Raw genomic sequence first — 12,038 nt, forward strand, 5'->3', positions numbered from 1 at the left:
GCCGCCCCGCTCCACGGGCGTACCGTGACAGCACGACCTTCCGGCGGGGGTAGTCATGAACAGCGCATCCGGGACAGGCATGGGCGACCGCATCGCACGGCTGCGCCTGAGACGGAGCATGACGCAGGAGCAGCTGGCCGGGCGGGCCCACCTCTCCGTGGACGTCGTGCGCAAGCTGGAGCAGGGCAGGCGGCTGACCGCCCGGCTGTCCACCATCAACGCCCTGGCCAGAGCGCTGGACACCGAACCGTCCCACCTCGTCGGCCAGCCCTCCACCTTCGAGACGCCCAGCGCCTCGAACGACCTGCCCTCGGTCCTGGCGCTGCGCCAGGCCGTGTCCCCGGTCACCGACCTGCTCGGCGGAGAGACCGACGTGGAAGATCCGCCGAGCATCACCCGACTGCGCGCCTCCCTGCACTCCACCAGCGCGATCCGGCGAGAGGGACGCGTCGGCGAGATCGGGGCCCTGCTGCCCCAGCTCATCCGGGACGCCCGCATCGCGGCGCACGCTCACAGCGGCAGCGACGCCGCCGCCGCGAACTCCGTGCTCGCCGTCGCCTACCAGGTCGCGGCCACCACGCTCACCGCGCTCGGCAAGGAGGACGCCGCGTTCACCGCGATGGAACGCTCGATCGCGGCGATCCGGCAGTGCGACGACCCGAACCTGGAGTCGCTGGCCGCCTCCACCCTGAGCTGGGTCCTCACCAAGCAGGGCCGCCTGGCGGACGCCGAACGGGTCGCGCTCGCCCGCGCGGAGAAAATCGAACCGGGGTTCCGGTCCTCGCCCGACGAACTCGCCCTGTGGGGAGTCCTCCTGCTCCGGGCAGCCACCGCCGCCGTGCGGCAGGAGAAGCAGGCAGCGGTGAAGGACCTGCTGAAGCTGGCGACGGCTGCGGCGGCCGGGATGGGCGAGGACCGGTTGGTGTACTCCACACCGTTCGGCCCGACCAACGCCGGGATCGCGAAGGTCAACTTCCTGGTGGAGATGGCGAAAAACGACGAGGCGATCATCGCCGCCCGCGCCGTCCCCGACCTGGCCTCACTGCCCCCGACCTGGCGTGCCCGCTTCCAGGTGGACCGCGCCCTGGCCTACAACGAGCTCGGGAACAACAGCTTCGCGACGCGCGCCCTGCTGGCCGCGGAGCGGGACGCGCCGGAGTGGATGCGGTACCACTCGACATCGCGACGGCTCGTAGAGGAACTGCGCGGCCACGCCTCCCGAAGGGACGCCCCGGTCATCGCACTCGCCGACCGCCTCGGCGTGGCGGGGTAGCGGGATGGGGTAGGACACCGCGCCCTACCCCCCACGCGTACCCGGACGCCCCGCCCCTGGGCCACCGGCGCCCGCGTATCTAGCGTGATCCGCACGACGCGACGCCGACCGCCGCTCCCCGGCCCCCACCGGAACCCGGTCGACGCCGCACCCACGCAGATCCCGCAGGAGCCACGACGATGACCACCAGCACGGGCGCTGCCGCCGGCACCACCGCCACCGACCAACGCCTCACCCTCGACCGGGACACCATCCAGAAATCCATCGGCCACGGCCTCGCCGAACGCAGCGCCCCCCTCCGCATCGAAGAACTCGCCCAGCTGGAACAACTGCTGCGCGGCCACATCCACCTGCTCCTCCCCGACGTCGACGCGAAGGTCGACCGCCTGTGGCACGGCGGCACAGAGTGGTACCGGCGCCGCGCCCGCCTCGACGGCATCCGCCGCCAGGTCGACCAGGGCCTCGGCCCCGGCCTGCTCTCCGCGCAGCTCCAGATCCACCAGCTCGCCCGGGACTGCCGCTGGCTCCTCAGCGAGACCCCGCCGCCAACCCCCTGAGCCGACGGCCGCCACGCGCCCCCGCCGGACCCCCTCACCGACGTGGACTGTCAGTCCGGGCTCCTGGACTGACCCGGCCGCCACGAGAGGAACCACGCCCATGCGCCCCACAAGATTCCTGCCCTTCGCCCTTGACCTGGCCGAACAGAGTCCGGAGGCGGGTAGCGCGATGACGCTGCGGGAGGCTGGCGACAACAAGCACACGGCCGGTCTCACCGTGAAGCCGGCCGGGGCAGAGGCGCGGTTCCAGTTCGTCGCACAGAGCGCCAACGGTGACAACTACGACCAGACGGAACTCCCCGTCGAGGGCGAACCGATCTCGCCGGAGGCCGTCTCGGACGGCGGGACACCGGCTGAACGCTGGCTCGCCGAGCTGCTCGGGGCGTCGCGCAACGCGGAGATCATGCGGGTGGAGATCTGGTCCGTACGCGAGGGCGACAACGGCCACCCCGGCGTGACCACCCACTTCCACTCCGGCGCGCGGGTCTTCGCCCGGGTGCTGTAGGCGCGGCGTCCCGGCGGGGTGCCCCACGCCTCAGGACGGCGGACGGACTGTCGGGTCGCGCCCCTGTCAGACGCGTACGTCCCGCTGCTGCACTTCCTTGAGTACCGCCGCCACGGCAACAAAGTCGTTGTCCACGTGAAGCACGGTGTGCCCGTGGTGCATCGCTGTCGCGCACACCAGGAGATCGATAGCGCCGGCGGCGCGGTGCTGCCCGCGTTGAGTGAGTTTGTACTGAGCGGTGTCGACCCAGCGCCACGCGTTCTTCGGGACTGGCGAGAGCTCACACAGGGCATCCAACTCCTCGGCGAGCTCGTCCCGGTGAGCCGGGCTGGTGGCCGAGTAGAGGAACTCCGCCCTCGTGGGCTCACAGACATGGAACACGCCGGCGGCGATGTGCCCTTCCCATGGCCGCAAGGCCCCAGGCGTACGGAACAGGTGCCACAGAGCCGACGTGTCGAGGAGATACGTGATCATTCGAAAGCCGCCCGCCGCGCGCGCTTTGCAGCGTCATGCGCGGCCGCCGCAGCCTCGAACTCGCCTCGCTCGCCCCGCGCGGCCAGCTTCTCCGCCGCCTCAAGCCTCTTGATACGGGCAACGTAGTCCCGCAGGGCCGCGTTGACGGTCTCCTTCTTCGTGGACGCGCCCATCAAGCGCATCGCCTCAGCCAGCGCCTCGTCATCGAGGTCGACCTGGGTAACGGACATATTGACCACCACATCCCGAGTCCATGATGTACATAACCAAGATACATCACCAACATTCACCGCGCGGAACCCTTCGAGCAAGATCGACACATGCACGGGATCGCCGGACGCATCCGAGACCCGCGAGCTCCGCCGACTGCGGGCGATAGTCGCCCGTTCGCGATCACACTCACGCGATACGCAGCTCATCCGGCATGCGCAATATTTCGGACGCGCCGCGTCCACTGGATCTTGGCCTGGGGCTAAAACGAGGGCCGCCACGGCTTCCGGGCTTGATGCGTTCTCAGCGAAGGCAGGCCCTGCCGCTAGAGCGTGTTGCGACAGATCAGATCGGGCGGCCTGATCCATCCGAGGCGTCACCCGGATGGCCCGCACCGCCGGCGTCAGCCTGACCGCCACCGCAGTCACCCGGCAGCGCCGTTGCGATCTCTTCCAGCGTCGCCTCCCTCGTCCTTCTCCGCGAGCAGCGCCGATCACCTCGGCCTGCCGCACCGCGATATCCCACCGCTGGGCGGGCGCGGCCAGCACACCGCGCTCGGCCACCGGTGCATCCGCCATCCGGAAGCCCTCGGCCGTGCACGCGACTGCAGACATTCCGGGGCTTTCCTTTGATCCTGCCCTGGGCATGGGGCCGGTTTCCTGACGATTCCCACCCCACACCAAGGCATTACACAGAGCTGCTTGTCGTTTCACCACAGCTTTGGGAGTGCAGGGCCAGGGCGCACGCACCGGTCACCCGAATAAGTGATTTTATGACGCAATGTCTAAGAATTGCCACTAAGTACTAGTTTTCCTATCCCTATGCTGCTTAATGGTCTCGTCGGCGCACGAGGGGACTTCGGTGGGAGCTGCCAGCTCTGGATGCGCCTGGGCGGCTCGAACCTCGTGGTCGACCCACGACACGCCTTGGGAAAGAAGGCAATGAGATGGTGCTCGCCCGTTGTTCTCGTAGCTGGCTCATGACCGCTGGGGCCATCGCCGTCGCCCTGCCCGCCACAGCCGCCTGGCCGACGGCGCCCGCAAGCGCCGCCCCCGGCCGGACGGTCGACCTCAGCCTGAGCGCGGACAGCCCGAGCCTGGCGCCCGGACACACCGGAGCCCAACGGCTGACCATCCGCAACCGGGGTCCCAACGCGGTTGCCGGGAAGGTGCAGGTCACCTACGTCACGCCGTTCTACATCAACATCAACCACTCCGCGCCGCTGCCGGCCGGCTGCACCATGCGGCTGACCAAGCCGGATCCCACCATCCCTGAGGTGGTCAGCTGCAAGCTCAACAAGAAGATCCCGGCAGGCGGCAAGGCCACACTCGATATGCCCCTGTCGGTCACCAAGCGGGCCCGATTCGTCGGCCCGGACCAGGGCTCGGCGATGGTCGCGCCGCTCGGCGGCCAGACCGACCCGGACCTGACCGGCAATGCGATCATCACGTTCGCCGATGTCGCTCCGCCGTCCCCGGCGCTGGCGCCAGGCGCCAACAAGGTGAACCTCTGGCTCAGCCACGATGTGCCGACGCTGGCGAACCCGAAGGCCGGCCCGATCGGCCCGGACAGCACCGTGACCTTCACCTACGGGAACCAGGGCCCGAAGCCGATGCGGCAGGCTGCCCGACTCACCTTCGTCACACCCTTCTACACCAACCTCACCCGACTGCCGCAGGGCTGCGCCTACCAACTGCAGGACAAGGACCCGCTGATCCCCGAGGTCATCACCTGCGACGTGCAGCCACTGTCCGTCGACAGCGTGGGCAAGCTGCCCGTGCCCGTGTCCATGGTCGCGGGCGCGCCTAGGGGCCACATCTACAGCCAGGCTCTGATCGCCCCCGCCACGACCACCGACGCCGACACCGACCAGATCGACAACCTCGACGCCCCCGGCGTGCTGAACATCACCGCGAAGAACTGACTGACTTGTTCGCGTCGTGTCGGCGTACTCAGGTCGTGTCCGGCTCTGACCGGAAGATAGATCATCAGCCGGGCAGGCGGCAGCGTCCGGGCGCACAGCCGCCCGGACGGATCTGTGCGCGGTACCAAAACAGCGACCACGACATCTATCGGTTCAAGGGCATCAGCGCGTGCGTTACAACTGCCGCACCGGGAAGGCGTGTCGGGGCGCTGTGCGCTCCGCCCTGGCCGGAGTCAGCCTCACCGGCTCACGGTTCCGCGCAGATCATCGAGATCGCCTACCGGCAGTACGACGAAACCCCGAAGCAGGACGGGCGTCCCGCCGTCTGACCTGCGTCCCGAATGTGTCCTGCCGATCATGAAATCATGATCGAACTGGGGCCGCCAAGATCGCCCCGCCACTGCCCCCGACCAGCTAAAACCCTGGTCAGAACGATTCTGCACCGAGAGCCAGCGGTGGGGCGGGTGGGACTCGAACCCACGACCGACGGATTATGAGTCCGCTGCTCTAACCGGCTGAGCTACCGCCCCGTAACGGCGCGGCGCGCACATATGTACGCGCCGACTGCCGCAGCATAGCTGCTCATACGATCTGCCGCCCGTACGGGTGGCAGACCCTTCGGGTGGAGGACTTCGATCACCCGGCGGGTGGTTCCAGGACATACGAAAAAGGACCCCGCCCGGGGTCCTTTTTCCGCTGCTCCCCCGACTGGACTCGAACCAGTAACCCTCCGGTTAACAGCCGAATGCTCTGCCAATTGAGCTACAGGGGACTGCGCTCCCCCGACTGGACTCGAACCAGTAACCTGCCGGTTAACAGCCGGCTGCTCTGCCAATTGAGCTACAGGGGATTGCTCTGTGTGCCTCGAAAACGCCTCCTCCGGATGGCCCGGACGGCGCGTTTTCGCTGCGACACATACATTAGCGCAAGCAGGGGGGTGCTCCGCCAATCGGTATGCCCTGTGGGTGATCTCCGATCCACGGGGGTAGGCGGGGCAGCACAACCCCAGCGGTCCGAAGCGAGGGAAGGGTGGAGCGATGCGTTACCGGCTGACGTTCATGACCGGAGTAGTTGTCGGGTACGTGCTCGGTTCGCGGGCAGGGCGGGAGCGCTACGAGCAGATCAGGAAGACCGCTCAGCGGGTCGCTCAGAATCCCGCCGTCCGCAACACCGCCGAGTCCGCCGCGCAGAGTGGCCGGCAGGCCGCCGTCAAGGCCTTCGACACCGTCTCCACCAAGGTCGGCGACCGGATGCCGGACTCGCTCACGGAGCGGGTCCGCTCGCTGCGTGAGCAGCGCGGGCCGACCGAGGACGAGTGGGGCACGAGCAACACCTAGCATCCACGGCCGGTCCTGGCCCGTCGGCCGCGGGCCCGGACCGGCTGGCGTCGTGGTCAGGTCCCCGGTAGGGCATTATCGCCGCATGGGGATAGTCGCCGGATTGGACAGTTCGTCCGAATTCACACGCATCGTGGTCTGTGACGCGGACACGGGCGCCGTCATCAGGCAGGGGTACGCCGCGCATCCGTCCGAAGGCGGCGCTCCGGCGGGCGGCAGGCGTACCGAAATCGACCCGCAGGCCTGGCTGGTATCCCTCGGCGAGGCGGCTGCCGGGGGGCTGCTGGAAGGCGTCCAGGCCATCGGGGTCTCGGCGCAGCAGAACGGTCTGCTGGCGCTCGACGCGGACGGCGAGCTGGTACGCCCCGCGATCCTCGGCAACGACAAGCGGGCGCAGGCCGCTGCGGCCGACCTCATCGACGGCCTGGGCGGTCGCACTGCGTGGGCCGAGGCCGTCGGGTGCGTACCGCAGGCCTCGCAGCCGGTGGCCAAGCTGCGCTGGCTGGCCCGCAACGAACCCGACACCGCCCGGCGCATCGCCGGAATCCTTCAGCCGCACGACTGGCTGGTGTGGCAGCTGCTGGGGCGGCCCGCCCGGCGGACCACCGACCGGGGCGGCGCCTCCGGCACCGGTTTCTGGTCGCCGGCGAGTGGCGCGTACCGATCGGACCTGGTCGAGCTGGCGCTCGGGCACCGGGTGGCGCTGCCCGACGTCCTCGCGCCCGCCGAGCCGGCCGGGCACACGCCGGAGGGCCTGCTGATCTCCGCGGGCACCGGCGAGACCATGGCGGCGGCCTTCGGGCTGGGGGTCGGCCCGGGTGACGCGGTGGTGTCGCTGGGGGCGAGCGGGTCCGTCTTCGGGGTGCATCACGAGGCGCTCACCGACCCGTCCGGCACGATCACCTCCTTCGCGGACGCCACCGGGATGCATCTGCCGGTCGTGCACACGCTCAACGCGGTTCGGGCGCTGCGCGGCACGGCGGATCTGCTGAGCACGGGCCTCGACGGGCTGTCCGAGCTCGCGCTGGCCTCGTCGCCCGGCTCGTACGGGCTCGTCCTGCTGCCCTACCTGGAGGGCGAGCGGACCCCGCAACTGCCGCACACCGCGGGCACGCTGTCCGGGCTGCGGCGCGAGAGCATGAAGCCGGAGCACCTGGCGCGGGCCGCGTTCGAGGGGATGCTGTGCGGGCTCGCGGACGCGCTGGACGTGCTGCGCGGACGCGGGGTCTCCGTACGGCGGGTGTTTTTGCTGGGAGCCGCGGCCGAACTGCCCGCCGTCCAGGCGATCGCACCCGCGCTCTTCGGGACGCAGGTCGTGGTGCCGCAGCCCGCGGACTACGCGGCGCTGGGCGCGGCCCGGCAGGCCGCGTGGTCGCTGGGCGCGTTCCGCGGCTCGCTGTCGCCGCACGAGCCGCCACGCTGGCCCTCGGCGGCCAGCCAGGTCTTCGAGCCGGGTGAGGACTTGGCGGTGGGGCAGGCGGTGCGCCAGCAGTACGTGGCGGTGCGCGAGGAGATCCACCCTGGCGCGTTCCAGCACAGCTGATCGCGTTCCAGCACAGCTGATCGACGGGTGGCGGCGGGCGCGGCGGTCTTTCCGGGCAGGCGGCTCTTCCGGGCAGGCGGCGTCGGCCTCAGTCGAGGTAGCCGCGCAGCTGGTCGGCGAAGGCGTGGTCGCGCAGCTTGTTGAGGGTCTTGGACTCGATCTGGCGGATGCGTTCGCGGGTGACGCCGAAGATCCGGCCGATCTCCTCCAGCGTGCGCGGGCGGCCGTCGGCGAGGCCGTAGCGGAGCTGGACCACCTTGCGCTCGCGCTCGCCGAGGGTGGAGAGCACCGCCTCCAGGTGCTCGCGCAGCAGCAGGAAGGCGGCGGATTCGACGGGTGAGGTCGCGTCGCCGTCCTCGATGAGGTCGCCGAGCGCGACGTCGTCCTCCTCGCCGACGGGCGCGTGCAGCGACACCGGTTCCTGGGCGAGGCGCAGCACTTCGCTGACCCGCTCCTGGGTGAGGTCGAGGTGGGCCGCGACCTCCTCGGGGGTGGGTTCGTAGCCGCGCTCCTGGAGCATCCGGCGCTGGACGCGGACCACCCGGTTGATCAGTTCGACGACATGCACCGGGACCCGGATCGTGCGGGCCTGGTCGGCCAGCGCCCGTGACATGGCCTGGCGGATCCACCAGGTCGCGTACGTCGAGAACTTGTAGCCGCGGGCGTAGTCGAACTTCTCCACGGCGCGGATGAGGCCGAGGTTGCCCTCCTGGACCAGGTCGAGCATGGTCAGGCCGCGGCCGACGTAGCGCTTGGCCACCGAGACGACGAGGCGCAGGTTGGCCTCGATCAGCCGGCGCTTGGCCATCCGGCCGAGGACCACCAACTTATCGAGATCAAGGGCGAGTTGGGAGTCCAGGTCGTGGGACCTGGCGAGCTTCTCCTCGGCGAACAGGCCCGCCTCGACGCGGCGCGCGAGGTCGACCTCCTCGGCGGCGGTGAGCAGCGGGATACGGCCGATCTCGCGCAGGTACTGGCGGAACAGGTCGGAGGACGGCCCGCTGTTGTCGGCGCGGGCGGCGGCCCGGGCCGAGCGCTCGGCCCGGTCGGCTCGCTCGTCCTGGTCGTCCCGGTCGGCCTGGTCGGGCGCGTCCGAGGGGCCGGGGCGGGCGGAGCCGTCGGAAGCAACCGGTCGGTCGGAAGCGTCAGCACGGCCGGAAGCGTCAGGTCGGTCCGCGAGGGTCGGTCCCCCGGGCTGCTCGGAGCGGCCCGATCGGTCCGTGGCGGCGCCCTCGGGAGGCTCGTCCGCATCCGGGAGGTCTCCCGAGGGCTCCTCCCCCGCCGGTTTCTTCGCACGCTTCGCGGGTTTCGCACGCTTCGCCTTCGAGGGCCCCGCCGGGGCGGGGCCGCTGGTCGCGACATCGGTGGATGCCTCGGCGGCGGGCGGATCAGCCGTCGTGGCCCCGGGCTCCGGATGGCGCGTGGAGCGGGTCTGGGGCGGCATCGTGAGGGCCGTTCCGGTCAGGGTCCGGGTCTGCACGGGGGCGACCTCCAGGGTGATCGCTGCCGGTTCGGGGACGACGCGCGGCAGCGGAGCGGTTGCGGCCGAGCCGCCGTCCGTTCCGTACTTTGTGGAGCGGACCGACGGGGGAATCCGGCCCCAACCGACCAGACCCGCCGCGCTCCGAGGACTCAGGCACCGGAAACCAGTGTGGGGTACGACACACGCCCGCCACGAGGGGCGTGCGGGCACTTTCTGGGCCTGTCCGTGACCGGACGACTACCTGACGCATATGCCAGGGCCCGCTTCGGTGACCGCGCGGGGGCCGCGCTGCGGCAGGGCGGTGCAGGTGCGGCGGCTGGGGTGAATGCGCGGGATGGGCGGCGCGGCGGTCGCGGGGCAGGCGGCAGACCGGGGGCGGGGTTCCGTACGGGCGTCAGGCGGTGCCGGACAGGCGGCTGCGGACAGCGGCCGGTCCGCCGGCGGGACAGCGGGTGGACGGGTGCCGAGCGGGCGGCGCACGACCGTGTACGGGCAGCCGCACCGAAAAACCGCCGGGCGGCCGGAGCGGGGCCAAGGGCGCGGGGCGCGGCCAGAGCGCCCCCGCGCCGCCTTCGAGGAGCGAACATCCCGTACTGCTGGAGCGCCCACAGTTCCGGGGGCTGCCGGAACGATCCTGGGGGCGCGCTGCTGTCAGAGCGCCCCCGCGCCGCCTTCGAGGAGCGAGCGTCCGTACTGCTGGAGCGCCCACAGTTCGCTCTGCACGGCAGCGATCTCACCCGCTTCCGGCTGCGAGCCGATCCTGAGCATGCTCGCCTGTACCTCGGCGACCCGGCGCTCGACCGCCCGCAAGCGCACGGAGACCAACTGCACGCCCGCGTACACCTCGTCGACGGTCCGGCGGTGGATCGGCTCGACCGTCAGCTCGGTGACCAGGCTGCGGACGCTGTCGTTGGGCGCGGAGTCCCGGACCTGGGCGATGTAGTCGTCGGGGGCCTCGGTCGCCCCGCCCGCCTCCTCGATCGCGCGGCGCACGGCTGCGTACGGCGGGGCGGTGAACTCGTCCTCGCCGTAGGCATCGAAGGCAGGGGAGACCAGATGCGGGTGCTGGAGGGCGAGCTTGAGCAGCTCGCGCTCGACGCGGTGGGCCGGGCTGCGCAGGTCGAGCCGGGGGCCGCTCGGGGGCGGCGGGCCGAGCGGCTGCACCGGCGTCTGCCGCGGTCCCTGGCCCTGCCCCGGATTCATGCGGCCCGCGGAGGAGCCGCCGCGCTTGCCGTTCTCCCGGTGCCGGCGGGCGAGCTGGTCGACCCGCTTGACGGCGAACTCCACGTCGAGGATGCCGAGCATGCCCGCGACCTGCACCGCGTAGTCGCGCTGGATCGTGTTGTCCTTGATCCCGGCGACGATCGGAGCGGCCTCTTCCAGGGCGGCCGCCCGGCCCTCGGCGGTGTCGAGGTTGTGCTTGGCGATGACGCTGCGGATCGCGAACTCGAAGAGCGGCGAGGAGCGCTCCACCAGATTGCGCACCGCCTCGTCGCCCTCGGCCAGCCGCAGGTCGCAGGGGTCCATGCCGCTGGGGCTGATGGCGATGGTAGTGCGGGCCGCGAACTTCTGGTCGTCCTCGAAGGCGCGGAGCGCGGCGCGCTGCCCGGCCGCGTCGCCGTCGAAGGTGAAGACGACCTGCGAGCTGGAGTTGTCCATCAGCAGCCGGCGCAGGATCTTGATGTGGTCGAGGGCGAAGGCGGTGCCGCAGGTGGCGATGGCGGTGGTGACCCCGGCGAGGTGGCAGGCCATGACGTCGGTGTAGCCCTCGACGACGACGGCGCGGCTGGCCTTCGCGATGTCCTTCTTGGCGAGGTCGATGCCGTACAGGACCTGCGACTTCTTGTAGAGCGGGGTCTCGGGGGTGTTGAGGTACTTGGGGCCGTTGTCGTCGTCGCGGAGCTTGCGGGCGCCGAAGCCGATGACATCGCCGGTGATGTCGCGGATCGGCCACATCAGCCTGCCGCGGAACCGGTCGATGGGGCCGCGACGGCCCTCCTGGGCGACGCCGGAGAGCAGCAGCTCCTTGTCGCTGAACCCCTTGCCCCGCAGGAAGCGGATCAGGTGATCCCAGCCGGCCGGGGAGTAGCCGACGCCGAAGTGCGCTGCGGCGGCCTGGTCGAAGCCGCGCTCGGCCAGGAACTTCCTGCCGATCTCGGCCTCGGCGCTGTCCAGCTGTTCCACGTAGAACTGCGCGGCGGCTTTGTGGGCCTCGACGAGGCGGGTGCGCTCACCCTGCTGGCGGCCGGGGTTGTAGCCGCCCTCCTCGTAGCGGAGGGTGATGCCGGCCTGGGAGGCGAGCCGCTCGATCGTCTCGGAGAAAGAGAGGTGGTCGATCTTCATCACGAAGTCGACCGTGTCGCCGCCCTCCTGGCAGCCGAAGCAGTAGAAGAGGCCCTTGCTGGGGCTGACCTGGAAGGACGGGCTCTTCTCGTCATGGAAGGGGCAGAGGCCCTTGAAGTTGCCGCCGCCGCCGTTGCGGAGCTGGAGATATTCGGACACGACAGCGTCGATCGGGACCGCGTCCCGGACCGTCTTCACATCGTCATCATTGATCCTGCCTGCCACGCGGGAAGTCTACGGCCAGGGTCGGACAACCTCGGCCGGATCTCCCGCCGCCGACCGGCGACCGGGCGAGCGAACGGCCGGTTTCCGGGGCGAGGGGCCGTTGCGGGGCCGGCGCGGGGCCGCCGCGAGGGCTCGCGGTGGGGGATCTCACTCCTCGGGGATCT

General features: G+C 70.7%; 10 protein-coding genes and 3 tRNA genes. 6 read left to right on the top strand and 7 right to left on the bottom strand.

Going from position 1 to position 12,038, the window contains the following annotated elements; genetic code table 11:
* Positions 1–55 precede the first annotated feature (55 nt).
* The 3 genes from QMK28_RS15500 to QMK28_RS15510 all read left to right on the top strand — a co-directional run bounded on the left by QMK28_RS15500 (position 56) and on the right by QMK28_RS15510 (position 2,335).
* A complete protein-coding gene (locus QMK28_RS15500; RefSeq protein ID WP_326438195.1) occupies positions 56–1,273 on the top strand; it encodes a helix-turn-helix domain-containing protein in 1,218 nt (405 codons plus the stop codon).
* Positions 1,274–1,452: 179 nt separating this feature from the next.
* Entirely contained in the window at positions 1,453–1,830 is a 378-nt protein-coding gene (locus QMK28_RS15505; RefSeq protein ID WP_326438197.1) for a DUF6415 family natural product biosynthesis protein, read from the top strand.
* A gap of 100 nt (positions 1,831–1,930) precedes the next feature.
* The gene (locus QMK28_RS15510) at positions 1,931–2,335 is read left to right on the top strand and encodes a hypothetical protein (protein WP_326438199.1); all 405 of its coding nucleotides are present in this window, start codon (positions 1,931–1,933) and stop codon (positions 2,333–2,335) included.
* A 66-nt stretch (positions 2,336–2,401) separates the two neighbouring features.
* Here the strand turns inward: QMK28_RS15510 and QMK28_RS15515 are convergent, their stop codons facing one another.
* Both QMK28_RS15515 and QMK28_RS15520 read right to left on the bottom strand, forming a co-directional pair.
* Positions 2,402–2,809, bottom strand: a complete 408-nt coding sequence (locus QMK28_RS15515; RefSeq protein WP_326438201.1) for a PIN domain nuclease — start codon at positions 2,807–2,809, stop codon at positions 2,402–2,404.
* Positions 2,806–3,039, bottom strand: a complete 234-nt coding sequence (locus QMK28_RS15520) for a type II toxin-antitoxin system VapB family antitoxin (RefSeq protein WP_326438237.1) — start codon at positions 3,037–3,039, stop codon at positions 2,806–2,808. The genes QMK28_RS15515 and QMK28_RS15520 overlap by 4 nt, the downstream gene beginning before the upstream one ends.
* Positions 3,040–3,998: 959 nt before the next feature.
* Here QMK28_RS15520 and QMK28_RS15525 point away from each other — a divergent pair.
* Complete coding sequence (locus QMK28_RS15525) at positions 3,999–4,943, top strand: hypothetical protein (RefSeq protein WP_326438203.1); 945 nt, start codon at positions 3,999–4,001, stop codon at positions 4,941–4,943.
* A gap of 456 nt (positions 4,944–5,399) precedes the next feature.
* Here the strand turns inward: QMK28_RS15525 and QMK28_RS15530 are convergent.
* The 3 genes from QMK28_RS15530 to QMK28_RS15540 all read right to left on the bottom strand — a co-directional run bounded on the left by QMK28_RS15530 (position 5,400) and on the right by QMK28_RS15540 (position 5,793).
* Positions 5,400–5,473, bottom strand: a tRNA-Ile gene (locus QMK28_RS15530).
* 169 nt (positions 5,474–5,642) lie between these two features.
* A tRNA-Asn gene (locus tag QMK28_RS15535) sits at positions 5,643–5,715 on the bottom strand.
* Positions 5,716–5,720: 5 nt separating this feature from the next.
* Positions 5,721–5,793 (bottom strand) — tRNA-Asn (locus QMK28_RS15540).
* Between the two features lie 187 nt (positions 5,794–5,980).
* Here QMK28_RS15540 and QMK28_RS15545 point away from each other — a divergent pair.
* On the top strand, positions 5,981–6,280 hold the full coding sequence (locus tag QMK28_RS15545; protein WP_326438204.1) for a YtxH domain-containing protein: 300 nt from the start codon (positions 5,981–5,983) through the stop codon (positions 6,278–6,280).
* A gap of 85 nt (positions 6,281–6,365) precedes the next feature.
* Entirely contained in the window at positions 6,366–7,823 is a 1,458-nt protein-coding gene (locus QMK28_RS15550; RefSeq protein WP_326438206.1) for an FGGY family carbohydrate kinase, read from the top strand.
* A gap of 88 nt (positions 7,824–7,911) precedes the next feature.
* Here the strand turns inward: QMK28_RS15550 and QMK28_RS15555 are convergent, their stop codons facing one another.
* Positions 7,912–9,303 carry an RNA polymerase sigma factor gene (locus tag QMK28_RS15555; protein WP_326438208.1) on the bottom strand — a complete coding sequence of 464 codons (1,392 nt, stop codon included), beginning with the start codon at positions 9,301–9,303 and terminating at the stop codon, positions 7,912–7,914.
* A 654-nt stretch (positions 9,304–9,957) separates the two neighbouring features.
* The gene (gene dnaG / locus QMK28_RS15560; protein WP_326438210.1) at positions 9,958–11,874 is read right to left on the bottom strand and encodes a DNA primase; all 1,917 of its coding nucleotides are present in this window, start codon (positions 11,872–11,874) and stop codon (positions 9,958–9,960) included.
* Positions 11,875–12,038: the final 164 nt, after the last annotated feature.

This window comes from Streptomyces sp. H27-D2, assembly GCF_035828615.1.
GTDB lineage: Bacteria > Actinomycetota > Actinomycetes > Streptomycetales > Streptomycetaceae > Streptomyces.